At 72.3% G+C, this 21,854-nt stretch carries 23 protein-coding genes; 14 read left to right on the top strand and 9 right to left on the bottom strand.

What is annotated here, in order from left to right; translation table 11 throughout:
• Window positions 1–12: 12 nt before the first annotated feature.
• On the bottom strand, window positions 13–375 hold the full coding sequence (locus ACFPLC_RS24725; protein ID WP_013223841.1) for a hypothetical protein: 363 nt from the start codon (window positions 373–375) through the stop codon (window positions 13–15).
• Window positions 376–496: 121 nt separating this feature from the next.
• Here ACFPLC_RS24725 and ACFPLC_RS24720 point away from each other — a divergent pair, with 121 nt between their 5' ends.
• The 6 genes from ACFPLC_RS24720 (at window position 497) to ACFPLC_RS24695 (ending at window position 6,542) form a co-directional block, all read left to right on the top strand.
• The gene (locus tag ACFPLC_RS24720; RefSeq protein WP_378193561.1) at window positions 497–1,084 is read left to right on the top strand and encodes a TetR/AcrR family transcriptional regulator; all 588 of its coding nucleotides are present in this window, start codon (window positions 497–499) and stop codon (window positions 1,082–1,084) included.
• Window positions 1,085–1,107: 23 nt separating this feature from the next.
• A complete protein-coding gene (locus ACFPLC_RS24715) occupies window positions 1,108–1,860 on the top strand; it encodes a glucose 1-dehydrogenase (RefSeq protein ID WP_191310287.1) in 753 nt (250 codons plus the stop codon).
• Between the two features lie 724 nt (window positions 1,861–2,584).
• The gene (locus ACFPLC_RS24710; RefSeq protein ID WP_378193565.1) at window positions 2,585–3,889 is read left to right on the top strand and encodes a GGDEF domain-containing protein; all 1,305 of its coding nucleotides are present in this window, start codon (window positions 2,585–2,587) and stop codon (window positions 3,887–3,889) included.
• 67 nt (window positions 3,890–3,956) lie between these two features.
• Entirely contained in the window at window positions 3,957–4,559 is a 603-nt protein-coding gene (locus ACFPLC_RS24705) for a TetR family transcriptional regulator (protein ID WP_378193567.1), read from the top strand.
• Window positions 4,556–5,218 (top strand): VC0807 family protein, encoded by a 663-nt coding sequence (locus ACFPLC_RS24700; RefSeq protein WP_378193570.1) that lies wholly within the window; start codon window positions 4,556–4,558, stop codon window positions 5,216–5,218. Before ACFPLC_RS24705 ends, ACFPLC_RS24700 begins: the two co-directional genes overlap by 4 nt.
• The gene (locus ACFPLC_RS24695) at window positions 5,211–6,542 is read left to right on the top strand and encodes an FAD-dependent oxidoreductase (protein WP_378193573.1); all 1,332 of its coding nucleotides are present in this window, start codon (window positions 5,211–5,213) and stop codon (window positions 6,540–6,542) included. The genes ACFPLC_RS24700 and ACFPLC_RS24695 overlap by 8 nt, the downstream gene beginning before the upstream one ends.
• A gap of 114 nt (window positions 6,543–6,656) precedes the next feature.
• Here ACFPLC_RS24695 and ACFPLC_RS24690 read toward each other — a convergent pair whose 3' ends face one another.
• The 3 genes from ACFPLC_RS24690 to ACFPLC_RS24680 are packed head-to-tail and all read right to left on the bottom strand — an operon-like array spanning window position 6,657 to window position 10,706.
• The gene (locus ACFPLC_RS24690) at window positions 6,657–8,972 is read right to left on the bottom strand and encodes a [protein-PII] uridylyltransferase (RefSeq protein WP_378193576.1); all 2,316 of its coding nucleotides are present in this window, start codon (window positions 8,970–8,972) and stop codon (window positions 6,657–6,659) included.
• A 10-nt stretch (window positions 8,973–8,982) separates the two neighbouring features.
• A complete protein-coding gene (locus ACFPLC_RS24685; protein WP_013223833.1) occupies window positions 8,983–9,321 on the bottom strand; it encodes a P-II family nitrogen regulator in 339 nt (112 codons plus the stop codon).
• On the bottom strand, window positions 9,318–10,706 hold the full coding sequence (locus tag ACFPLC_RS24680) for an ammonium transporter (protein ID WP_378193579.1): 1,389 nt from the start codon (window positions 10,704–10,706) through the stop codon (window positions 9,318–9,320). Before ACFPLC_RS24680 ends, ACFPLC_RS24685 begins: the two co-directional genes overlap by 4 nt.
• Window positions 10,707–10,880: 174 nt before the next feature.
• Here ACFPLC_RS24680 and ACFPLC_RS24675 point away from each other — a divergent pair, with 174 nt between their 5' ends.
• Together ACFPLC_RS24675 and ACFPLC_RS24670 are read left to right on the top strand one after the other, a co-directional pair.
• Window positions 10,881–11,732 (top strand): putative RNA methyltransferase, encoded by an 852-nt coding sequence (locus ACFPLC_RS24675; RefSeq protein ID WP_378193582.1) that lies wholly within the window; start codon window positions 10,881–10,883, stop codon window positions 11,730–11,732.
• Entirely contained in the window at window positions 11,729–12,355 is a 627-nt protein-coding gene (locus tag ACFPLC_RS24670) for a (2Fe-2S)-binding protein (RefSeq protein WP_378193585.1), read from the top strand. Before ACFPLC_RS24675 ends, ACFPLC_RS24670 begins: the two co-directional genes overlap by 4 nt.
• On the opposite strand, the gene ACFPLC_RS24665 is transcribed toward ACFPLC_RS24670, so the two are convergent.
• On the bottom strand, window positions 12,352–13,206 hold the full coding sequence (locus ACFPLC_RS24665; RefSeq protein ID WP_378193588.1) for a sigma-70 family RNA polymerase sigma factor: 855 nt from the start codon (window positions 13,204–13,206) through the stop codon (window positions 12,352–12,354). The two genes, ACFPLC_RS24670 and ACFPLC_RS24665, sit on opposite strands and share 4 nt — an antisense overlap.
• An 82-nt stretch (window positions 13,207–13,288) precedes the next feature.
• Window positions 13,289–14,197 carry a LysR family transcriptional regulator gene (locus ACFPLC_RS24660; RefSeq protein ID WP_378193740.1) on the bottom strand — a complete coding sequence of 303 codons (909 nt, stop codon included), beginning with the start codon at window positions 14,195–14,197 and terminating at the stop codon, window positions 13,289–13,291.
• 71 nt (window positions 14,198–14,268) lie between these two features.
• Between ACFPLC_RS24660 and ACFPLC_RS24655 the strand changes: the two genes are divergently transcribed.
• A complete protein-coding gene (locus ACFPLC_RS24655) occupies window positions 14,269–15,087 on the top strand; it encodes an SDR family NAD(P)-dependent oxidoreductase (protein ID WP_378235932.1) in 819 nt (272 codons plus the stop codon).
• Window position 15,088: 1 nt separating this feature from the next.
• Here ACFPLC_RS24655 and ACFPLC_RS24650 read toward each other — a convergent pair whose 3' ends face one another.
• Window positions 15,089–15,526, bottom strand: coding sequence for a VOC family protein (locus ACFPLC_RS24650; RefSeq protein WP_378193590.1), 438 nt, complete (start codon window positions 15,524–15,526; stop codon window positions 15,089–15,091).
• A 75-nt stretch (window positions 15,527–15,601) separates the two neighbouring features.
• Here ACFPLC_RS24650 and ACFPLC_RS24645 point away from each other — a divergent pair, with 75 nt between their 5' ends.
• The 5 genes from ACFPLC_RS24645 to ACFPLC_RS24625 all read left to right on the top strand — a co-directional run bounded on the left by ACFPLC_RS24645 (window position 15,602) and on the right by ACFPLC_RS24625 (window position 19,472).
• Window positions 15,602–16,888, top strand: a complete 1,287-nt coding sequence (locus ACFPLC_RS24645) for an O-acetylhomoserine aminocarboxypropyltransferase/cysteine synthase family protein (RefSeq protein WP_378193593.1) — start codon at window positions 15,602–15,604, stop codon at window positions 16,886–16,888.
• Window positions 16,885–17,361 (top strand): CoA-binding protein, encoded by a 477-nt coding sequence (locus ACFPLC_RS24640; protein WP_378193596.1) that lies wholly within the window; start codon window positions 16,885–16,887, stop codon window positions 17,359–17,361. Before ACFPLC_RS24645 ends, ACFPLC_RS24640 begins: the two co-directional genes overlap by 4 nt.
• Before the next feature lie 39 nt (window positions 17,362–17,400).
• Window positions 17,401–18,150 carry an MBL fold metallo-hydrolase gene (locus ACFPLC_RS24635; RefSeq protein ID WP_378193599.1) on the top strand — a complete coding sequence of 250 codons (750 nt, stop codon included), beginning with the start codon at window positions 17,401–17,403 and terminating at the stop codon, window positions 18,148–18,150.
• 122 nt (window positions 18,151–18,272) lie between these two features.
• Window positions 18,273–18,446: a hypothetical protein gene (locus ACFPLC_RS24630; protein ID WP_167344380.1), complete on the top strand. Its 174-nt coding sequence runs from the start codon at window positions 18,273–18,275 to the stop codon at window positions 18,444–18,446.
• A gap of 9 nt (window positions 18,447–18,455) precedes the next feature.
• Window positions 18,456–19,472 carry a restriction endonuclease gene (locus ACFPLC_RS24625; protein WP_378193603.1) on the top strand — a complete coding sequence of 339 codons (1,017 nt, stop codon included), beginning with the start codon at window positions 18,456–18,458 and terminating at the stop codon, window positions 19,470–19,472.
• Here the strand turns inward: ACFPLC_RS24625 and alc are convergent.
• The gene (alc, locus tag ACFPLC_RS24620; protein WP_378193606.1) at window positions 19,469–20,470 is read right to left on the bottom strand and encodes an allantoicase; all 1,002 of its coding nucleotides are present in this window, start codon (window positions 20,468–20,470) and stop codon (window positions 19,469–19,471) included. The two genes, ACFPLC_RS24625 and alc, sit on opposite strands and share 4 nt — an antisense overlap.
• 12 nt (window positions 20,471–20,482) lie before the next feature.
• On the bottom strand, window positions 20,483–21,811 hold the full coding sequence (allB, locus tag ACFPLC_RS24615) for an allantoinase AllB (protein ID WP_378193609.1): 1,329 nt from the start codon (window positions 21,809–21,811) through the stop codon (window positions 20,483–20,485).
• Between the last annotated feature and the right edge of the window lie 43 nt (window positions 21,812–21,854).

Raw genomic sequence — 21,854 nt, 5'->3', positions numbered from 1 at the left:
GCGCATCGACAGCTACAAACGGGTGTCAGGCGAGACGGATTCGCTCACACATTCGAAGGACGGCGTGACCTCGTCGAGCGCCTCCGCCGAGCACCGGGACGCGATCGCGGCCGCGCGGAGCACCTCGGTGACGACCTCGACGTCGAGCGGCGGGGCCGCGGCGAGGGCGGCCGAACCGCCTTCAACCCGGGCGGCGAGGCCGGCGAGGGCGTGGGAGATCGCTTCCTGACCGGCGACCAGCTGGGCGACGACGTCTGTGAGCTCGGCCGTCGTGGCGCCCGGCCCACCGCAGCGCAGGCCGGCGGCGAGTTCCTCGGCGCAGGAGCGCAGGTGGGTGGCGACGACGGTCGGCGGCAGCGTCAGCCGATCCTGCATCGCTCACCCCCTCGGGCCGGTCGAAGCAGCCATAGTGCCACCGCACGCGCCGTGACCGAACGCGACACACCGCCGCCCACATATTTGACCGATCGTTCTCGATACGGCTAAGGTTTCGATCATGTCCCGGGTCAAGGAGTTCGACGTCGGCGAAGCCTGCGACGGCGCCCTCACGCTCTTCCGGCGCCAGGGGTACGAGGCGACGTCGGTCAGCGACCTCGTCACGCACCTCGGCGTCGCGAAGGCCAGCCTGTACGCCACCTTCGGCACGAAGCACGACCTGTACGTCACGGCGTTGAAGCGGTACGCCGAACGGACCGACGCACGGGTGATGGCCCAGCTGTCGGAGCCGGGTTCCGGGGTGGCCGCGGTGCGCCGGCTCTTCGACGGCTACACCGCGGAAATCCTCGGCGACGACACGAAAATGGGCTGCTTCGTGGTCAACGCGGCGGTCGAGCTGCTCCCCCACGACCCGGACGTCGCCCGGGTCGTGGAGCGCAGCTGGGACACCCTCGAGGTCGCCCTCACCATGGCGCTGGAGCGCGCCAGGGCCCAGGACGAACTCCCCGCGGGAAGCGACCCGGCGACACTGGCGCGTTTCCTGCTCACCGTGCTGCAGGGGCTGCGCGTCCTCGGCAAGGGCAGCGATGCGGCGAGCCGGGTGGGCGCGGCCGTCTCCCAAGCCATGCGCCTGCTCATTCAAGACTGATCGGACCAGAAAGAAGGTACACGATGGGGGCACGTTTTGCGGGCAAGGTCGTCCTGGTGACGGGCGGCGGCTCGGGCATCGGACGGGCGACGGCGCGGGCGTTCGCGGGCGAAGGCGCGACGGTGGTCGTCGCCGGGCGCGACGAGCGGCGGCTGGCGTCCGCGGTGGCGGAGATCGGCGGCGACGCGAGCGCGGTGACCGTCGACGTGACCGAGTCCGCGGACGTGGCGCGGATGGTGGAGACGGTCGTCGCGCGGCACGGCGGGCTGGACGTCGCGTTCAACAACGCCGGCATCCTCGGGTCGCCGGCGCCGGTCGCGGACCTCGACGAGGACGGCTTCGGCGCGGTGCTGGACACGAACGTCACCGGGACGTGGCTGTGCCTCAAGCACGAGGTCGCGCACATGCGGGCGCACGGCGGGGGCGCGATCGTCAACATGGCGTCGAACATCGGCGCGCACGGCAGGCTGCCGAACATGGCGGCCTACGCGGCGTCGAAGGCCGCGGTGAGCGCGCTGACCAGGACGGCGGCGCGCGACCACATCGCCGATGGCGTGCGCATCAACGCCGTCAGCCCGGGCGCGACCGACACGGACATGTCGCGGCGCCCCGGCGAGACGGACGCCGACCGCGCCGCGCGGCTGAAGGACGCGATCCCGCTGGGCCGGGTGGGTGCCACCGCCGAAGTGGCGGCCGCGGTGCTGTGGCTGGCTTCGGACGAAGCCGCGTTCACCGTGGGGCACGACCTGGTGGTCGACGGCGGCGCGACCGCCTGAGCGGCCCCACCCGGGCCCGCGGTTGAGGGTGGGCCGGATCCTCCTCCGGCGCGGGTTCACGACTCACGGTTGCGCATGGTGACGATTCCTCTCTCGGGCAGGACGGACGGGGTCCACGACGGGGTCACGACTCGCGGTTGCGCACAGCACCTCTCCTTCCGGCGCGATCGGACGGCGGACATGGGGTTCAGGACTCGCGGTTGCGCATGGCGGCTCTCCTTCCGGGCGCGGACGAACGGGGATCACGGCAGCTCAGGACTCGCGATTACGCACGACGGCTCTCCTTTCAACGCGGGATGAACACGGCGCCTCGGCTCAGGACTCACGGTTACGCACGGCACCTCTCCTTCCGGCGCGATCGGGCGGGCGGGCATCGGGTTCAGGACTCGCGGTTACGCACAGCAGCACTCCTTTCCGGGCGCGGATGAACGGAGATCACGACAGCTCAGGACTCGCGGTTGCGCACGGCAGCTCTCCTCTCGACCACAAGGTGGACAAAGGGCCCCTCGGCTCAGGACTCGCGGTTGCGCACGACAGCCTCCCTCCGGCGCTTCGCGCGGACTTCGGGGGCACAGCGGCTCAGCGGCTCAGGATTCGCGGTTGCGCATGGCGGCGGCCTCCCTTCACTGCTCCGAACGTGTGGCAATCATCGATCGCGGCCGCCCGGTGTGGTGGGGTGGATGTGGATCGTCGGATCACCCAGGGGAGTTGCACCGCCTTGAGTATGGACGGCGCCCGTCCGGCCCAACCCCGCACGGGACGGATCCGTGGGGCGCTGAATCCTGCTCTCTGGACCCTCTGGCGGCAGCGCGGGTCGCTGATCTTCTACTGCTTGCTCGTCGAGCCGGTCGCGCTCGCCGCCACCATCTGGGCCGCCGTGGCCGTGCCCGCGCGCGGGTGGGACTTCGCCGTCTTCGCCGTCCTTGCCGGCCTCGGCGTGCTGCAGGCCGAACTGGGCCGCAAGATCGAACGGGTCCGGCGGCTGGTGTCCGACACCCCGCACATCAACCTGACGTCGGTCTGGACGTTCGCCGGCGTGCTGCTCCTGCCGCCCGCGCTCGTCACCGGGCTGGTCGCCGTCCTCTACCTGCACCTCGCCACGCGCAGCCTCGCGCGGATCAAGCGCGTTCCGCCGTTCCGGACCACCCTGAACGCGACGCTGGTCGTCATCACCTGCTTCTCGGCCGAGCTCGTCCTGAGCCGCCTCGGTGTCCCGAACATGTACGCCGCGCTGACGGCGGGCTGGCGCGGCGTCACGGCCATCACGCTGGCCGCGGTGACGTACTTCCTGGTCGCGGCGATCACCATCGTGCCGGCGCTGACGATCACCAAGCGCACGGTCAAGGCGTTCTTCGGCGGCCTCGGCGACAACCTCCTCGAAGTGGCGACGCTCTGCCTGGGCCTGCTCACGGCGTTGACGCTGGCGACGCTGCCCGCGCTCGCCGTGGCGATCGTGCCGCCGTTGCTGGTGCTGCACCGGGCGGTGCTGATCAAGCAGCTGGAGATCGCCGCGACCACCGACGAGAAGACCGGGCTGTTCAACACGACCGGGTGGCACCTGCTCGCTTCGCGCGAACTCGCCCGCGCCCAGCGCAGCAGGCACAGCACGTTCGGCGTGCTGATGATCGACCTGGACTACTTCAAGCTGATCAACGACGAACACGGTCACCTCGCGGGCGACACCGTGCTGCGCGCGGTCGCGGCGACGATCAAGAGCGCCGTCCGCGACTACGACTCGGTGGGCCGCTTCGGCGGTGAGGAGTTCGTGGTCCTGCTGCCGGACATCGGACCGGCGGCCGTGCTCGCGGTGGCCGAACGCATCCGGTCGGCCATCGAATCGCTGCGGGTCGAGTACGAGGACGGCACCGGCGTCCGCGCGATCGACGGCCTGTCCGCCTCCATCGGCGTCGCGACCTACCCGGACGGCGGCACGGCCGTCGACCGGCTGCTCCAGGCCGCCGACAAGGCCCTGTACCGGGCCAAGGACGCGGGCCGCAACCAGGTCGTCGAAGGCACCGCGTCCGCCTGACCCACCTCCAAATCCGCCGCTGACCTGGCGACTTGTCAGATTTGCTCGACTGAGCTAAATTTTGCTCATGCGAGCAAGAACGTTCACCGAGTCCGGCAGGCGGGCGCAGATCGTGCGGGCCGCGATCGCCGTGATCGCCGAAGCCGGTTACCTCAAGGCGTCGTTCAGCCGGATCGCGAAGCACGCGGGCCTGTCGAGCACCGGGATGATCAGCTACCACTTCGCCGGCAAGGACGACCTGCTCGCCGCCTGCGTCACCGAGATCGAAGAGATCACCGGGGCGTTCATGCAGCCGCGCATCGACGCCGCCGTCGGGCACGTCGCCCAGCTGCGGGCCTACGTCGAGGCGAACGTCGAGCTCGTCGGCAAGCACGCCACCGAGGTCCGGGCGCTGATCGACCTGGTCAGGAACGCCGGTTCGCGGAGCGACGCCGTCAGCGGGCGGCTCGCCCTGTTCGAAGAGCACTTCCGCACCGGGCAGGCGGCCGGCGCCTTCGGCTCCTTCGACGCCCGGACCGCGGCGCTCTCCTTCACCGCCGGCCTCGACGCCGTCGTCGCCACCGCGGCGGCCGACGTGCCCGAACCCGCCGAACTCACGCGCATCGGCCGCGAACTCGCCGACCTGTACGTGCGGGCGACCGCACCCGAAGCCACTGGGGAACCCGGATGATGATCGAGCAGAAGACCGAACCCGACGCCGGCCTGCGCCGGCTCGTGCGCGCCAACGTGCGGAACGTCGTGTTCGAAGTGATCGTGCCGATGGCGCTGTTCTACGGCCTGCGCGCCGCCGGAGTGAGCCAGTGGTGGGCGCTGATGGCGGGCGTCCTGGTGGCCGCGCCGTACGTGCTCTGGACCATCGCCCGCACCCGCAAGGTCGACCTCGTCGCCCTGGTCACGCTGAGCGTCCTGGTGCTGTCGGTCGTGCTCGGCCTGCTGTCGGACGACCCGCGCACGCTGGTGATCCGCGAAGGCTGGACGGCGGCGCTGGGTGGCCTGTTCGGCGCGTGGATGCTGGTGACGGTCTTCCTCGGCCGCCCGGCGCAGCTGACGCTCGGCCGCACCATCGCCGAGGTCAAGCGCGGCGCCGAAGGGGCGGACGCGTGGGCGGGCCGCTGGGACACCGACGCCCGGTTCCGGCGCGGCCTGCGAATCAACACGGCCGCGTGGGGTGCGGTGCTGCTGGGCAGCGCGATCGTCCACGTCGTGCTCGTCTACACGCTGCCGATCGACCTCCTCGCGCTGGTCACCAACGTGGCCTGGTTCGGCGCGCTGGCCCTGCTGATCACCTGGCACGTCTGGTACCTGCGCAAGGAAAACCTCGATGCCTGACGTCCTGGTCGCGGGCGCGGGCCCGACCGGCCTGCTGACCGCGTTCGAGCTGGAACGCGCCGGCGTCGACGTCCTGGTTCTCGAGCGCGACGCCGAGCCCACCACGCAGTCGAAGGCGCTCGGCCTGCAGCCCCGCTCGGTCGAGGTGCTCGCCGACCGCGGCCTGCTCGCCGCGATCGAGCCGTACGTGCAGGCGAAGCTGCCCGCCGGGCACTTCTCCGGCGTCCCGATCGACTACACCGACCTGCCGACGTCCTTCCCGTACCAGCTCGGCGTGGAACAGGCCCACGTCGCCGCGGCGATCGAAGCGCGGCTGCGCACGCCGGTGCTGCGCGACGCGGCCGTCACCGCGGTGGCGCAGGACGACGAAGGCGTCACGGTCACCGCGGGCGGCCGCGAACACCGGGCCGGCTGGCTGGTCGCCGCCGACGGCGGGCACAGCACGGTCCGGACGCTGCTGGGCGCGGCGTTCCCCGGCCGCCCGGCGCGGATCTCGCTGGTCGTCGCGGACCTCACCCTGGCCGCCAAGCCGGCCGGGCTGGCGGAGGACTGGCAGCTGCCGTCCTCGGGGTCGGGGTACCTGCTGCCGCTGTCCGGCGGCCGCTACCGCACGATCGTCTTCGGCGAGGAACAGCAGCAGCTCGACCGCGACGCCCCGGTCACCGCCGGCGAAGTGCAGCGCGCGCTGACCGCCGCGCACGGACCCGGGATCGTCGTGGGCGAAGTGCTGTGGGCGTCCCGCTTCGGCGACGCGTCCCGGATGCTGGAGCAGTACCGCCACGGCCGGGTGCTGTTCGCCGGCGACGCCGCGCACGTCCACCTCCCGGTCGGCGGCCAGGGGCTCAACCTGGGCCTGCAGGACGCGGTGAACCTGGGCTGGAAGCTGGCCGCGACGGTCCGCGGCACGGCGCCGGCCGGGCTGCTCGACACCTACCACGACGAGCGCCACCCGATCGCGGCCCGCGTGCTGGTCAGCACCCGGGCCCAGGCGGTCCTCGGCGTTCCCGACCCGGACGCGGTGGCCGTCCGGGCGGTGTTCACGGAGCTGCTGGCCGTCCCCGAGGCGCGCCGGGCGGTGGCCGCGGAGCTGTCGGGCCTCGGGGTGACGTACCCGGGGATCACCGGCCGCGCGACCGACGTCCCGGCCAGCCCGGACGGCCGCGCGGTCCTGGTCGGCGCGACCGTGCCGGCCGGGTGGACCGGACGGGTCGAGGGCCGCGAGGGGGCGGCACCTCGGCTCGTCCGGCCCGACGGGTACGTCGCGTGGGACGGCGGCCCGGGCCTGGACGAGGCGCTCCACCGCTGGTTCGGAGCGCCCGCCTAGAACCCGCCCGCCCAAGCGCCCCAAGGCGGCCTTCGGTGCGTCTCACGCACCCAAGGCGGCCTTCGGTGCGTCTCACGCACCGAAGGCCACATTGGGGCGCTTGGGGTGAGCGGGTCAGGAAGCCGCGGCGAGGACGGCCTGTTCCACTTCGCGGCGCCACCCCGGTTCGATGCGGCCGCTGCGGGGGGTCACCGCGAAGGAGTCCACCACCGCGCCACCCAGGGTCGACGCCTTGGCCCAGCGGACCTCCGCGTCGCACCGGCGCAGCGCGCCCGCCACCCGGAACAGCAGGCCGATCCGGTCGGCCGCGCGCAGTTCCAGGACCACCGTGTCCGGGCCCGTCGTCTCGTCGTCGAACCACAGCACCTTCGGCGCGACCGGCGCCTCGGCCGGTGAGCCGTAGTCGCGCTCCTTCGCCGCCAGCCGCTGGGTGAGCGGCAACGTGCCCGCCACCGCGCGGGCGAACTGCTCGCGCAGCAGCGTCGCGTCCGGCAGGGAACCGAACTTCGGCGACGCCGTGAACACCCCCGCGCGGCCGCCGTCGTGGCCGCGCAGGACCGCCGAGTGGACCTCCAGGGAGTTCAGCGCCAGCACACCCGCCGCCGGGGCCAGCAGCTCCGCCCGGGCCGGGACCGCCAGCAGGACCGTGACCACCTTGCCGTGCGAGCTGATCCGGATCTCGCCCGTGCCCGAGGCCACCGCCGATGCGACGAGCTCGCGTTGTTCGTCGTCCATCGGGGAAGGGGCGGTGAACCCCTTGCCGTGCAGCACTTCCTCGCAGCCCGACACGAGCTCCGCCAGCAGGCGGGCCTTCCAGTCCGTCCACACACCCGGGCCGGTGGCCAGCGAGTCGGCCTGGGTCAGCGCGTGCAGCAGCTCGACCAGGACGATGTCGCTGTCCAGGGTCTTCACCACCCGGGCCACCGTGGCCGGTTCGCCGATGTCGCGCCGCGTGGCCGTGTGCGGCAGCAGGAGGTGGTGGCGGACCATCGCCGACACCGTGGCCGCGTCGGCGGCCGAAAGCCCGAGCCGGGTCGCGACCTGGGCGGAGATCTTGGCGCCCAGCTCCGAGTGGTCGGCGTCGCGGCCCTTGCCGATGTCGTGCAGCAGCGCGCCGATCAGCAGCAGGTCCGGCCGCGACACCGTCGTGGTCAGCTTCGCCGCTTCGACGCACGTGCGGATCAGGTGCCGGTCGACCGTCCACTGGTGCACCGGCGAGCGCGGCGGCAGGTCGCGGACCGCGCCCCACTCCGGGAACAGCCGGGACCACAGGCCGGTCCGGTCCAGGGACTCGACCGCGTCGACCAGGCCCTCCCCCGCGCCCAGCAGCTCGACCAGCGCGTTCAGCGCCTCGGCCGGCCAGGGCGCGCGCAGCTCCGGCGCCGATTCGGCCAGTGCCTTGAGCGTGCCGAGCGCGATCGGCTTGCCCGTGCGCGCCGACGCCGCCGCGACCCGCAGCAGCAGCGCCGGGTCCTTGGCCGGGACGGCGTCGCGGGCCAGGGCGACCTCGTTGCCGTGCAGCACCACATTTTCCGCGAGCGGTGTCCGCGAAGGACGCCGCCCGAACCGTGACCGCGGAGGCTCCACAGTGGACCGCAGGGCCACGTCGAGCGCGTACGCGATCGTGCGGCCCGCTCCGGAAAGCTTGCGGGCCAGCGTGAACCGGTCGCCGAAGCCGAGCTCGGCGGCGACCAGCTCCGCTTCCGGCGCGGACAGGACGTCCCGTTCACGCCGGATCTCGCGCCGCAGCTCCGTGCGGACGTCGAGGAGGAGTCCCTTCGCTTCCAGGAGTTCCTCGCCCGGACGCGCGGTGAGCTGCGCCGCGGCGAGGGCTTCCAGGACGGCGAAGTCCCGCAGCCCGCCTCGCCCGTGCTTGAGGTCGGGCTCGGCGGACTGCGCGATTTCGCCGCTGCGGGCCCAGCGCTGCCGGACCGACGCCGTCATGTCCGGGATCTGCTTGCGCGCGGTGCGCCGCCACTGGTCCCGCGCCGCGGAAACCAGGCGGCCGCTCAGTTCGGCGTCCCCGGCGAGGTGCCGGGCGTCGAGCAGGCCCATCGCCACGCGCAGGTCCTCCGAAGCGACCTTCAGCGCTTCACCCGGTGTGCGGACCGAGTGGTCGAGCCCGATCTTCGCGTCCCACAAGGGATACCAGAGCGCGTCCGCGATCTCGCCGACGCCGCTGTTGCCGTTGTGCACCAGCAGCAGGTCGAGATCGGAGAACGGCACCAGTTCCCGCCGGCCGAGCCCGCCCACGGCGACCAGCGCGACACCCGGTTCCGCGGTGTCGACGCCGGCCGCCGAGGCTCCCCTGCCCAGCCAGAACTCGTAGAGGTCGACCAGGGCCGCCCGCAGTGCGGACGCCCCCAGCCTCCCGTGCCTGCCCTCGAGCAGTCGCTCGGTGGCCTTGACCAGTTCGCCCCCGTCGGCCATTCCCGTGGCCTTATAGGGCGTCCGTGCCGCGCTCGCCGGTCCGGACCCGGATCACGGTCTCCACCGGCGTCACCCACACCTTGCCGTCGCCGATCTTGCCGGTGTGCGCGGCCGTGGTGATGGCCTCGAGGACCTTCTCCACGTTGGTGTCGTCGGTGACGACCTCGACCTTCAGCTTGGCCACGAAGTCGACCGAGTACTCCGCGCCGCGGTAGACCTCGGTGTGGCCCTTCTGCCGGCCGTAGCCCTGGACCTCGCTGACCGTCATGCCCAGCACGCCCAGCTGCTCCAGCGCGGAGCGGACGTCGTCGAGCGTGAACGGCTTCACAATCGCCGTGATGAGCTTCATGCCTTGCTCTCCTCGAGTTTCGCGGCCGGGGTGGCGGACTTGACCGGGATGGTGTTCGGGTGGCCGAGGCCCCCGCCGGTCCCGGTGAAGTCGTACGCGCTTTCCGCGTGCTGGGCTTCGTCGATGCCGCTGACCTCGTCCTCGGTGCTGACGCGGAAGCCGCCGGCCTTCTTGATCACGAAGCCGATGATGAAGGACAGCACGAAGGAGTACGCGAGCACCGCACCGGCGGCCGCGGCCTGACGGCCCAGCTGGGTGAACCCGCCGCCGTAGAACAGGCCGTCAGCGCCGAGCGAGTTGACGCTCGTGGTGCCGAAGAAGCCGATCAGCAGCGTGCCGACGATGCCGCCGACCAGGTGGACGCCCACGACGTCGAGCGAGTCGTCGAAGCCGAACTTGAACTTGAGCGAGATGGCCAGCGCGCAGACCGCACCGGCGATGAGGCCGATCGCGATGGCCCCGATCGGGCTCACGAAACCACAGGCCGGGGTGATGGCGACCAGGCCGGCGACCGCGCCGGAAGCCGCGCCGAGGGTGGTCGGCTTGCCGAACTTGATCTGTTCGACCAGCAGCCAGCCGAGGACGGCGGCGGCGGTGGCGACGGTGGTGTTGGTGAACGCGACGGCGGCGAGGTCGTTCGCGGCCAGCGCCGAACCGGCGTTGAAGCCGTACCAGCCGAACCACAGCAGCGAAGCACCGAGCAGCACGAACGGCACGTTGTGCGGGCGGCCGGTGTCCTTCGGCCAGCCCTTGCGCTTGCCGAGCACGATCGCCAGCGCGAGACCCGCGGCACCGGCGTTGATGTGGACCGCGGTGCCACCGGCGAAGTCGAGGGCCTTGAGGTTGTTGGCGATCCAGCCGCCGACGGCGTTCTCGCCGATGAAGCCGTTGAAGGAGAACACCCAGTGCGCGACCGGGAAGTACACGACCGTCACCCAGATGACGACGAACAGCGTCCAGCCCCAGAACTTCGCGCGGTCGGCGATGGCGCCGGAGATCAGCGCGGGCGTGATGATCGCGAACATCAGCTGGAACATCACGAACGCCAGGACGGGCAGCGCGTCCGAACCGGGCCAGGCGACCGCCGGCGAGGTGTCGGTGGCGGCGACCGCGAACCCGGCGAGCTTGCCGAAGGTGTTTTCGAGGCCGGCGAAGTGGAAGTTACCGAGGAGGCCGCCGAAGGCGTCGTCGCCGAACGACATCGAGAAGCCGTACAGGGCCCACAGCACCCCCACCACGGCCAGCGCGATGAAGTTCATCATCAGCATGTTCAGGACGCTCTTCGCGCGGACCATGCCGCCATAGAAGAACGCCAGTCCTGGGGTCATGAGCATGACCAGCGCGGCGCTGGCCAATACCCACGCGGTGTCTCCTGCGTTCAGCACAATCGTCCTCCCGTGCCCTGGGTTCGTGCGTTGGCAGTTTTGGCGCGCGGTGTTTCACCAGGCGGCTTGCGAGGTTTCGCCCGCGTGAACTGTCCGCGCCCGGTTGTTACGGCCAGGTTTCCCGGGACCCCTCCTGGAGTGTCCGGTTGCGAAACGTCGTGGTCGAATATCCCCATGACACCGGCCGACCACGGGAATGACCCACTGCCACCCCCGGTCGTCGCGGCCCTGCGGTGTTCGGTGTGCGGTGACCCGATCGGCGCAGCGGGACGCACCCTGCGTTGCGGGAACCGCCACTCTTTCGATCTAGCTCGCCAGGGTTACGTGAACCTGTTGCACGCGCGAATCCCGGCCGGGACGGCGGACACCGCGCCGATGGTCGCGGCCCGCGCGGACTTCCTCGCGTCGGGCGCCTACGAGCCACTGGCCGACGAGCTCGCCCGCGTCTGTGCGGGAGCCGGCGGCCTCGTCGTCGACGCCGGTGCGGGCACCGGGTACTACCTCGCTCGCGTGCTGGAGACGTCGGAGGCGTTCGGCCTCGCGCTGGACGTCTCGGCGGTCGCGCTGCGGCGGGCGGCGCGGGCCCACCCGCGGGTGGGCGCGGCGGTGTGGAACCTGTGGGAGCCGTGGCCGGTCGGCGACGGCGTGGCGTCGGTCGTGCTGAACGTCTTCGCGCCGCGCAACGGGCCGGAGTTCCACCGCGTGCTGCGGCCCGACGGCCTCCTGGTCGTCGCGGCGCCGGCCCCCGACCACCTCCGCGAGCTGGGCGACCTGGTGCTGGCCGTCGACGAGCGCAAGGACGAACGCCTGGACGCCACCCTCGGCGAGTACTTCACGCGCGCGGAGCGCACGGAGGTCCGGCGCGAGGTGGAGCTGACGCCGCGGCAGGTGCGCCAGGCCGTCGAGATGGGGCCGGCGGGGTTCCACCTGGACCGGGACGGCCGCCGGGAGCGCCTGGACGCGCTGAGCGAGTCCCAGGTCGTCACGGTGTCGTTCACGGTCTCCTCGTACCGGAGAAAGGAATGAAGCCGGACTGGACCGCGTCCGCGACCCGGCTCGCGGACGCCGAGTGGGTGCGGGCCCGCATCGGCGGCGCCGCGAAGCTGTACGGCTGCGCGCGGCCGGAGGTGCTGGGCACGATCTGGTGGTACTCGCTGTCGTCGGTCCTCGTGGCCCCCGCGGTGGAGGGCCTGGTGGCCGGGACGCCGGTCGATCCGTCGCTGGACGCGATGGAACTCGACCTCGTCGCCGACGGGCGGTTCCTGGGCGCCCGGTCCACCCGTGCCCTCGACGGCGGCCTCCCCGAACTGGGTGCCGCGCTCACCGGCGCCCTCGGCACCGCGATCAGCACCATCGCCGAGGTCAGCGGGGCCCGGAAGCGGGCGCTCGGCGCGATCGCCACCGACTCCCTCGGCAACCGGCTGCTGTGGACGCCCGACTCGGAGCGCGCGATCACCCTCGCCGAGCCCCTGGTCGCCGCGATCAGCCTGGACCTGCCGAAGCCACGTTTCGTGCGCGTCGGCCGCACCCCCGCCGTACGGCGTGCTTCGTGCTGCCTGATCTACGAAGTCGGCAACCCGAAGTGCGTCAGCTGCCCGCGTCAGACGCCGTCAGAGCGCGAAGCCCGGCTTCGCGCGGCCCTGGGTTAGAGAACCGCCAGCTCCAGCTCGCGCAGCCGCTCCGGGTCGGCGATGACGTCGATGCCGGTGATGCGGTCGCCGTCGACCCGGAACGCCAGGACCACCGCCAACCGGCCCTCGCGCACCATGAGCAGGCCGGGGGCGCCGTCGACCAGAGCGAGCTCGCTCGCGCGGGCCCGCTCGGACGCCAGGATCGCGCCGCGGCGCACGCTCTCGACACCCCGCAGCTCGATCGGCGCGGGGCTCGGGCCGACGAACCGGTCGGCGTGCAGCACCACGTCCGGGTCGAGCAGCGCGAGCAACGCTTCGAAGTCGCCGCCGCGAGAGGCCGCCAGGAACGCTTCGACGACCTTGCGCCGCCGGGGCAGGTCCGCGTCCGCCGGGGTCCCGCCCCGCACCCGGCGGCGGGCCCGGCTCGCCAGCTGCCGGGTGGCGGCCGGGGTCTTGCCGATCACCGGCGCGATCTCGTCGAAGGGCACGGCGAACATGTCGTGCAGCACGAACGCGACGCGCTCGGCCGGGCCCAGCGCGTCGAGGACCACCAGCAGCGCCAGCCCGACGGTGTCGGCCAGCTCCGCCTCCTGCCCGGGGTCGCGGCGGTCGTCGTCCGGCTCGGGTTGGGCGTCGAGGGGCTCTTCGCGGTGGTTGCGGCGCGTGCGCAGCAGGGACAGGCAGATCCGGGCGACCACGGTGGTCAGCCAGGCGGGGATGTTGTCGATCTCGCCGGCCTCGGTCCGGTGGAACCGCAGCCAGGCCTCCTGGACGGCGTCGTCGGCTTCGGCGGCCGAGCCCAGCATCCGGTAGGCGACCGCCCGCAGCCGCGGCCGCTCCTGCTCGAACCGCTCGGTCAGCGCGTCCACTGTGTCCTGATCCTTCCGCCGTGCCTCGTAGCAGTAGACCCCGCGGCGACGGCCGATGTGACCGGAATGCACGTGATCCGCGTCATCCGGCGGCGGTGCGGCGCAGGACCTCGGCCAGCAGGGCCGCCGGTTCGGCCGGCGGGCCCGGCAGGCGGGCCAGCACCACCCGCCGCCGCTCCGCCGGGCCGCCGCGCACCTCCAGCACCCGCACCCCCGGTGGCACGGCCCCGGCGAGCGAAGCGGGCACCGTCGTCAGGCCGCAGCCGGCGGCGACCAGGCTCAGCTTCGCCAGCCAGTCGCGGGCGGTGTGGGCGATCTCGGGCCGCTCGTCCAGCCCCGGCCACACGCCCATCAGCGTCTCCTCCCCCGCCGACGGCCCGGCGATCCAGCGCTGCCCGCGCAGGTCCGCGACGTCGACCGGGCCCGCGCCGGCCAGGGGGTGGCCCGCGGGCACCGCGAGGCGGAGGGTGCGTTCGGCGAGCGTCTCCAGGCGCAGCGCCGGGGTCTCGGCGTCCGGCGGCCGGAACGGCGGGACCGAACCGAGGACGGCCAGGTCGAGCGTGCCCGCGCGCAACGCCCGGACGAGCACCGGCGTGGTGCCCTCCCGCGTGATCACGGTGACGCCCGCGTGCGTCCGCCGCAGCTCGGCGACCGCGCGCGGGACCAGCACCGCGCCCGCGCTGGGGAACCAGCCGAGGCGGACGGTGCCGGCCTCGGCGGGCAGCCCGGCCAGCTCGCGCCCGGCGGCGTCGATCTCGCCGAGCACCGCGATCGCCCGGCGCAGCACGATGGTCCCCGCGGCGGTGAGCCGGACGCCGTCCGGCCGCCGCTCGAGCACGGAAGTTCCGGCCACCCGTTCGAGGGAGGCGATCTGCCGCGACACCGCCGACTGCGTGTAGCCGAGTGCCGCCGCGGCCGCGGTCAGGGTGCCGCGTTCGGCGACCTCGCGGAACACGCGCAGGGCGACCAGGGAGACGTCACCGAAGTCCATGACGTTCACGCATACCAGGGTTGTCCGATTCTCGCTTTTTGCATGGCCGCGGCGGACCTAACGTGGCCGGTATGACACGCATCGCCGTGGTGACCGGGGCCAACCAGGGCCTCGGCTTCGCCCTCGTCCGCGGCCTCGCCGCCCGCCTGCTTCCCGAAGACCTCGTCCTGCTCACCGGCCGCGACGCCGGCCGGGTGGCCTCGGCGGCCGCCGCCGTCGCCGCCGACCCGGCGACGCGCAGCCGAGTGGAAGGCCGCGTCCTCGACGTCTCCGACGCGGCCGCGGTGGCCCGCTTCGCCGAGCCGGCCGACATCGTGATCTCGAACGCCATCGGCCCGCTCGACCCCGGCCGCTCCCAGGCCGAACAGGCCGACGTGTTCCTGGACGTCGCGAACGGGGGCACCCACGCGGTGCTGCGCTCGTTCGGGCCGGTCCTGCGGCCGGGCGGGCGGCTGCTGGTCGTCGCCAGCTCGCTGGGCACCCTGGGCCACCTGCCCGAGCCGCTGCGGCCGCGGTTCGACGGCGTCTCGCTGGACGACGTCGAGAAGGCGGTCGAGGACTGGCGCACGGCGATCCACGACGGCACGGCCGCCGAGGCGGGCTGGCCGGAGTGGATCAACGTGCCGTCCAAGGTCGCGCAGGTCGCCGCGGTCCGCGCGGTGGCGGCCGAACGCCGAGACGCCGACCTCGCCGCCGGCACCCTGGTGGCGGCGGTCTGCCCGGGCCTGGTCGACACCCGGGCGTCGCGGCCGTGGTTCAGCGACTTCAGCCAGGCCCAGACCCCGGACGAAGCCGCGCGGGCCGTGCTGGACCTGGTGTTCGCCGACGTCGACCCGGCGACCTACGGCGAACTGGTCCGGTTCGGCCGGGTGCTGCCCTGGCGGAGCTGATTCACAGCACGCAGAACTCGTTGCCCTCCGGATCCGCCATCACGAAGTGATCGGGGCGGCCGTCCAGCTCGTCCTCCCGCAGGACGGTCGCCCCCGCGGCGGTCAGCCGGGCGACCGCCTCCACGACCCGCTCCCAGCGCGTCTCCCACGGCACCTCGCGCCCGCCACCGGCCTGGACGTCCAGGTGGAGCCGGTTTTTCGCGACCTTCGCCTCGGGGACCTTGAGGAAGCTCAGGCTCGGCAGGACGCCTTCCGGATCGGTCAGGTAGGCGCCGTCGTCCCACTCGTCCTCGGGAACGCCGTGCTGGGTGAACCACGCTTCCCAGCTCGCGAACCCCGGCGGGGGCGGGCGCTCGATGTAGCCGAGGGCCACCGCCCAGAACCTGGCCAGCGCGCGGGGGTCCGCGCAGTCGATCGTCACGCTCCAGCGCACCGTCACGGGGTGGAGCGTAGCCGCGCCCACGCCCTGGGAGCGCGTGTCATCCGGGGGATGCTGCGGTTACCGTGGGCTCCGATGAGTGAACGCAGCTGGGGCTTCCGCACCCGCGCCCTGCACGCGGGCGGCACGCCCGACCCGGCGACCGGCGCGCGGGCCGTGCCCATCTACCAGACCACGAGCTTCGTCTTCGAAGACGCCGCCGACGCCGCGAACCTCTTCGCGCTGCAGAAGTACGGGAACGTCTACAGCCGGATCGGGAACCCGACCGTGGCCGCCTTCGAGGAGCGGATCGCCAGCCTCGAAGGCGCGATCGGCGGGGTCGCCACCGCGAGCGGGCAGGCCGCCGAGTTCCTCACCTTCAGCGCGCTCACCGAGGCCGGCGACCACATCGTGTCCGCGAGCGGCCTGTACGGCGGGACCGTCACCCAGCTCACCGGCACGCTCCGGCGCTTCGGCGTCGAGACGACCTTCGTCAGCGGCGGCATCGACGACTACGCCGCCGCCATCACCGACCGGACGCGGCTGCTCTACACCGAGGTCATCGGCAACCCCGGCGGCGGCATCGCCGACCTCGCCGCGCTGGCCGACCTCGCGCACGCCCACGACATCCCGCTCGTCGTCGACGCCACCCTCGCCACGCCGTACCTGTGCCGCCCGATCGAGCACGGCGCCGACATCGTGCTGCACTCGGCGACGAAGTTCCTCGGCGGGCACGGGACGACCCTCGGCGGGATCGTCGTCGAGTCCGGGAGGTTCGACTGGGGCAACGGGAAGTTCCCGCGGATGACCGAGACCGTCGACAGCTACGGCGGCCTGCGCTATTGGGAGAACTTCGGCGAATACGCGTTCTGCACCCGGCTGCGGGCCGAGCAGCTGAGAGACATCGGCGCGGTCCTGTCGCCGCACTCGGCTTTCCTTCTGCTGCAAGGGGTGGAGACGCTCCCGCAGCGGATGGACGCGCACGTGGCGAACGCACGCGCCGTCGCCGAACACCTGCACGCGGACCCGCGGGTGGCGTGGGTGTCGTACGCCGGGCTGCCGTCGCACCCGCACCACGACCTGGCGCGCCGCTATCTGCCGGACGGGCCGGGGGCGGTGTTCTCGTTCGGCATCGACGGCGGGCGCGCGGCCGGCGAGAAGTTCGTCGAGTCGGTGGAGCTGCTGTCGCACCTGGCGAACGTCGGGGACGCGCGGACGCTCGTCATCCACCCGGCGTCGACCACGCACGCACAGCTGTCCGAGGAGCAGCTCGCGGCCGCGGGTGTCGGGCCCGACCTGATCCGGCTGTCGGTCGGGCTGGAGGACGTCGAGGACATCCTCTGGGACCTCGACCAGGCGCTCGGCAAGGCGGTGGCCGGATGAGCCATGACGTCGGCGCCGTCGAGCGCCGGGCGATCCTGCGGCGGACGAGGTCGGTGACGCTGGTCGGCGCGTCGGCCAACCCGGCGCGGCCCAGCTACTTCGTCGCGACCTACCTGCTCTCGTCGACGCGCTACGAGGTCAACTTCGTCAATCCGCGGCTGGACACGCTGTTCGGGAAGCCGGTGTACGCGTCTTTGAAGGACGTCCCGGGTGAACCGGACCTGGTCAGCGTGTTCCGCAAGCACGACGACCTGCCGCAGGTCGCCGAGGAGGTCATCGACGCCGGCGCGCGGACGCTGTGGCTGCAACTCGGGTTGTGGCACGAGCCGGTGGCCGACCGGGCGCTGGCGGCCGGGCTGGACGTCGTGATGAACCGGTGCGTGAAGATCGAGCACGCGCGCTTCGCGGGCGGGCTGCACCTGGCCGGGTTCAACACCGGCGTGATCAGCTCGCGGCGGCAGTCGGCGCCCTGATCCGGGAAGAGAACGGGCGTTCCCGGGGTTGGCCCGGGTATGACCTTGGGGATCACGTTCTCCGGCGGCCCGACCGCCCTGCTGGAACTGGGCGGCGTCCGGCTGCTCACCGACCCGACCTTCGACCCGCCCGGCGACCACCCGAGCGGTCCGCGCGTGCTGGTCAAGACCGAGGAATCGGCGCTGACCGAAGAGGCGGTCGGGGAGGTGGACGCCGTCCTGCTGTCCCATGACCAGCACCCCGACAACCTGGACGACCGCGGCCGCGCGTATCTCGCGACGGTGCCGCTGACGCTGATCACGCCGAGCGGCGCTGCGCGGCTCGGCGGGACGGCCCGCGGGCTGGAGCCGTGGGAGTCGACGCCAGTCGGGCCCCTGACGGTGACGGCGGTTCCGGCGTTGCACGGGCCGGCCGGGGCGTCGCGGCTGACCGGGGACGTGACGGGGTTCGTGCTGACCGGCGACGGACTGCCGACGGTGTACGTGAGCGGGGACAACGCCTCGGTGGACCTGGTGCGCGAGATCGCCGGGCGGTTCCGGGTGGACGTCGCGGTGCTGTTCGCCGGCGCGGCCCGGACGGTGTTCTTCGACGGCGCACCCCTGACGCTGACCAGCGCCGACGCGGTCGAGGCGGCTCAGGTGCTCGGGGCAGGGAAGGTGGTTCCGCTGCACTTCCGGGGCTGGGGGCACTTCAGCGAGGGGCCGGACACGCTGCGGGAGGCCTTCGAGGCGGCGGGGCTGGATGACCGCCTCGTCCTCCTGGAGCCCGGGCAACGCGCAGAGGTCTGACCCGGGCGCTCCGAGGTCTGCCGCGGCTGGTCGTGAGTGGTAAGGCGGGTTAGAACCCTCCTTACCACTCACGACCTGGGGCGGAGCGTGGGTCCGGGGCGGGGTCGTGAGAGGGTGACGGCATGGCCAAGCCGACCCCGCTGCAGTTCCGGAACATCCTCGTCGCCGCCCTCGCGGCGGCGGGATTCGTCTGGAGTGTCGTCGTCGGCATGCAGTGGTGGGTCAGCGCGATCATCGGCTGCGCGTGTGTGCTGTCACTGGCCTCCGCGTACCTCAACCGGCCCGGCGCGAACTGACGTCACGCCATGACGACGATCTGGGGCGTTCACAACGACCAGCCGCAACTCGACCTGGTCGGGAACGGGTTCGTCTCGATCGGCTGGGACGACCTCGGTGACCTCTCGGATCTGAAGGATGACCGCGACGACGCCAAGGAGCGGGTCGCCCGGGGGCTCCCGGACCTGAAACCGGGAGCCATCCCGGTCACCGCGGGAACGCTGCTCTCCTTCCGGCATCGGATGCAGCCCGGCGACATCGTCATCTACCCGTACAAGCCGGACAGCACCGTCAACTTCGGCCGCATCACGGGTGACTACTACTTCCAGGCCGGCGTCTCGCTCCACGCCAACCGGCGACCGGTGGAGTGGCTGCGAACCGGCGTTCCCAGGACGACCTTCTCCCAGAGCGCTCGCTACGAGATCGGCTCGGCCGTCACGGTCTTCCAGGTCAAGCAGCACAGACAGGAATTCCTCGATTTCCTGAAGGGGCTGCCGACGTCGACCGGTTCCGCCGAGGCCGAACCGGAGGCCGCCGCCGACGAAGCGGCGGATCAACCGGACGCCGAACGGATCGAGACCTACACCCACGACTTCGTCATCGACACCCTGATGAAAAAGCTGGAAGGAGTCGACTTCGAGCATTTCGTCGCGCATCTCCTCGAGGCCATGGGGTATCGGACCGAGGTGACCAGCCCATCACGCGACGGCGGCTACGACATCATCGCCTCGCACGATCCTCTCCTGCTGAAGCCGCCGATCATCAAGGTCCAGTGCAAGCGCACGACTTCGTCGATCGGCCGCCCGGAGGTGCAGCAGCTGACCGGGGCGCTGGCGGCCGGCGGATCCGAACTCGGCCTGTTCGTGACGCTGGGCAGCTACTCCGCCGACGCGCAGCACGAAGAACGGCACCGCCAGAACCTCCGGCTCATCAACGGCCGTCAACTGGTCAAGCTGATCTTCGAGCACTACGGCAAGTTCAGCCTCGAGTACAAGCGGCTCCTTCCGCTGCGGTCCGTCTACGTCGTCGACAGCACCGTGAATTAACGCGTCTTGTCGAACCGCGCCTTGAGGTTCGCCCGGCCCGCTTCCGTGAGCCGTCCGAACAGCCGCAACCGAGCCAAGCCGCCGTCCGGGTAGATGTCGAGGCGGGCCTCCGTCACCTCCGGGCCGTCCGGGAGCGCGAACCGGTGCCGCGTGTCCGGCTGCAAGCGGGTCTTCGGCAGCAACGGGACCCACTCCCCGTACGTCTCCCGGCCACTCACCGAGGCCCAGCCCGGCGCGTTGCCCTTCAGGTTGCTCGTGTCCAGTTCCACGAACCGGACGATCCCGGCGCCGGCCAGCCGCAGCGTCACCCAGTCGTTGCCGTCGTCGCGGCGGCGAGCCGTCTCCCAGCCCTCCGCCTGGTGGGCCGCCAGCCCCGGCGAGAGGATGTTGTTCGGCGATGAATAGAACCGGTTGCTGCAGCCCGTGACGATCGCGCCGTTCTCCAGCGCCGCCAGGTCGAGCGCGTCCAGGTCCAGCAGCGCCGGGTCCGGGATCGGGGCGCCGTGGACACGCAGGCGGGCCACTCCCCCGTCCGGGTGCTGCGTCAGCCGGACGTGCGTGTAGCGCCGGGAACCGTTGACCGCGTAGAAGTTCTCCGTGTGGCCCGCGGCCGAGGCGCGGTCGACCAGGACGTCCCACTCGGCCTCGGCCACCTCCGCCGCCGAGGGGTAGCCCGGGAGCGACGTCGCTTCGACCGAGACGAACGGCGGGTAGTTGCCCTTGAAGAACGCCGTGTCGACGATGACGCCGGTGATCGTGCCGGCCAGGCCGAGCCGCACGATGGCCTGGTCGTCACCCGGTTCGCGGTGGCGGCGGGTCTCCCAGCCGTCGTAGACCTGGCCCTTCGGCCCGAACGTCTCCGCGCGGTGCGCCGGCACCCACGGGTTGACGAGGTTCTCCTTCTCGGCGAACAGCTCGTCGGTCGCCCACATCACCGTCCCGCCGAAACGGCGGGACGCCAGGTCGGGCAGTTCTGTCCACTCCGGACGGTCGGTCACCGAGCCTCCATTTCAGCAGTTCCCCCGGGTCAGCAGCGCGCCGCGCGGCTCGTCACCGGTGATTTCGGTGCCCCGCAGCCAGGTCGAGCGCACGACGCCGGCGAGCGGGCGCCGGTCGTACGCGCTGACCGGGTTGCGGTGCTTCAGTTTCGCGACGTCGACCACGAACGCCTCGTCCGGCGCGAACACGCAGAAGTCCGCGTCGTACCCCACCGCCAGGTGCCCCTTGCGGCGCATCCCGGCCTGCGCGGCCGGGCGCTCGGCCATCCAGCGCACGACGTCGGCGAGCGCGAACCCGCGCTGGCGCGCCTGCGTCCAGATCGCCGGCAGGCCCAGCTGGAGGCTGGAAATCCCGCCCCACGCCTGGCCGAAGTCGCCGCTGTCGAAGCGTTTCAGCTCCGGCGTGCACGGCGAGTGGTCACTGACGATCGTGTCGATGACGCCGTCGGCGAGCCCTTGCCAGAGCAGCTCGCGGTTGGCCGCCTCCCGGATCGGCGGGCAGCACTTGAACTGCGTTGCCCCGTCCCGGATCTCCTCGGCGACGAAACTCAAGTAGTGCGGGCAGGTCTCCGCCGACAGCCGGACGCCGTCGCGGCGCGCGGAAGCGATCAGCGGCAGAGCGTCCGAAGAGGACAGATGCAGGATGTGCGCCCGCGCGGAATGGCGGCGGGCCGCCTCGATGACGTGCGAGATGGCGAGGTTCTCGGCCTCACGCGGCCGGGAGTGCAGAAAGTCGACATAGCGACCGCCGTGCGGCTCCGGCGCGGCCTCGATCTCGTGCGCGTCCTCGGCGTGCACGATCATCAGCGCGTCGAAGGAACTCAGCTCCCCCAAGGCTTCGTCGAGCCCGGCCGGGTCCAGCGGCGGGAACTCGTCGACGCCGGAGTGCAGCAGGAAGCACTTGAAGCCGAACACCCCGGCGTCGTGCAGGCCGCGCAGCTCGCCCACGTTGCCCGGGATCGCGCCGCCCCAGAACCCGACGTCGACGTGCACCCGGCCCGCCGCCGCCTTGCGCTTGACCTCCAGCGCCGCGACGTCGACGGTCGGCGGCAGGCTGTTGAGCGGCATGTCCACGATCGTGGTCACCCCGCCCGCCGCGGCCGCGCGGGTCGCGGTCTCGAAGCCCTCCCACTCGGCGCGGCCCGGGTCGTTGACGTGGACGTGCGTGTCGACCAGGCCCGGCAGCAGCACGACGTCGGCACCGAGGTCGAGGACGCGGTCGCCGGTCAGCGCCGCACCGCCGGGTTCGACCGCGACGATCCGGCCGCCGTCGACGCCGACGGTCGCCGGGACTTCGCCCTCGGCCGTCACGGCCCGGGCGGCGCGCACCACAAGATCCATCCGAAACCCTTCGTCGGGAGGAAGAACACCGCCGATTTCACAG

It is taken from the genome of Amycolatopsis plumensis, assembly GCF_042652605.1.
Lineage (GTDB): Bacteria > Actinomycetota > Actinomycetes > Mycobacteriales > Pseudonocardiaceae > Amycolatopsis > Amycolatopsis plumensis.
This window is presented reverse-complemented; position numbering and strand designations above follow the sequence as displayed.

Bases quoted from the DNA above. Each gene is read 5' to 3' on its own strand.
- ACFPLC_RS24725 (WP_013223841.1), bottom strand. From the start codon at position 375: ATGCAGGATCGGCTGACGCTGCCGCCGACCGTCGTCGCCACCCACCTG.
- ACFPLC_RS24720 (WP_378193561.1), top strand. From the start codon at position 497: ATGTCCCGGGTCAAGGAGTTCGACGTCGGCGAAGCCTGCGACGGCGCC.
- ACFPLC_RS24715 (WP_191310287.1), top strand. From the start codon at position 1,108: ATGGGGGCACGTTTTGCGGGCAAGGTCGTCCTGGTGACGGGCGGCGGC.
- ACFPLC_RS24710 (WP_378193565.1), top strand. From the start codon at position 2,585: ATGGACGGCGCCCGTCCGGCCCAACCCCGCACGGGACGGATCCGTGGG.
- ACFPLC_RS24705 (WP_378193567.1), top strand. From the start codon at position 3,957: ATGCGAGCAAGAACGTTCACCGAGTCCGGCAGGCGGGCGCAGATCGTG.
- ACFPLC_RS24700 (WP_378193570.1), top strand. From the start codon at position 4,556: ATGATGATCGAGCAGAAGACCGAACCCGACGCCGGCCTGCGCCGGCTC.
- ACFPLC_RS24695 (WP_378193573.1), top strand. From the start codon at position 5,211: ATGCCTGACGTCCTGGTCGCGGGCGCGGGCCCGACCGGCCTGCTGACC.
- ACFPLC_RS24690 (WP_378193576.1), bottom strand. From the start codon at position 8,972: ATGGCCGACGGGGGCGAACTGGTCAAGGCCACCGAGCGACTGCTCGAG.
- ACFPLC_RS24685 (WP_013223833.1), bottom strand. From the start codon at position 9,321: ATGAAGCTCATCACGGCGATTGTGAAGCCGTTCACGCTCGACGACGTC.
- ACFPLC_RS24675 (WP_378193582.1), top strand. From the start codon at position 10,881: ATGACACCGGCCGACCACGGGAATGACCCACTGCCACCCCCGGTCGTC.
- ACFPLC_RS24670 (WP_378193585.1), top strand. From the start codon at position 11,729: ATGAAGCCGGACTGGACCGCGTCCGCGACCCGGCTCGCGGACGCCGAG.
- ACFPLC_RS24660 (WP_378193740.1), bottom strand. From the start codon at position 14,197: ATGGACTTCGGTGACGTCTCCCTGGTCGCCCTGCGCGTGTTCCGCGAG.
- ACFPLC_RS24655 (WP_378235932.1), top strand. From the start codon at position 14,269: ATGACACGCATCGCCGTGGTGACCGGGGCCAACCAGGGCCTCGGCTTC.
- ACFPLC_RS24645 (WP_378193593.1), top strand. From the start codon at position 15,602: ATGAGTGAACGCAGCTGGGGCTTCCGCACCCGCGCCCTGCACGCGGGC.
- ACFPLC_RS24640 (WP_378193596.1), top strand. From the start codon at position 16,885: ATGAGCCATGACGTCGGCGCCGTCGAGCGCCGGGCGATCCTGCGGCGG.
- ACFPLC_RS24635 (WP_378193599.1), top strand. From the start codon at position 17,401: ATGACCTTGGGGATCACGTTCTCCGGCGGCCCGACCGCCCTGCTGGAA.
- ACFPLC_RS24630 (WP_167344380.1), top strand. From the start codon at position 18,273: ATGGCCAAGCCGACCCCGCTGCAGTTCCGGAACATCCTCGTCGCCGCC.
- ACFPLC_RS24625 (WP_378193603.1), top strand. From the start codon at position 18,456: ATGACGACGATCTGGGGCGTTCACAACGACCAGCCGCAACTCGACCTG.
- allB (WP_378193609.1), bottom strand. From the start codon at position 21,811: ATGGATCTTGTGGTGCGCGCCGCCCGGGCCGTGACGGCCGAGGGCGAA.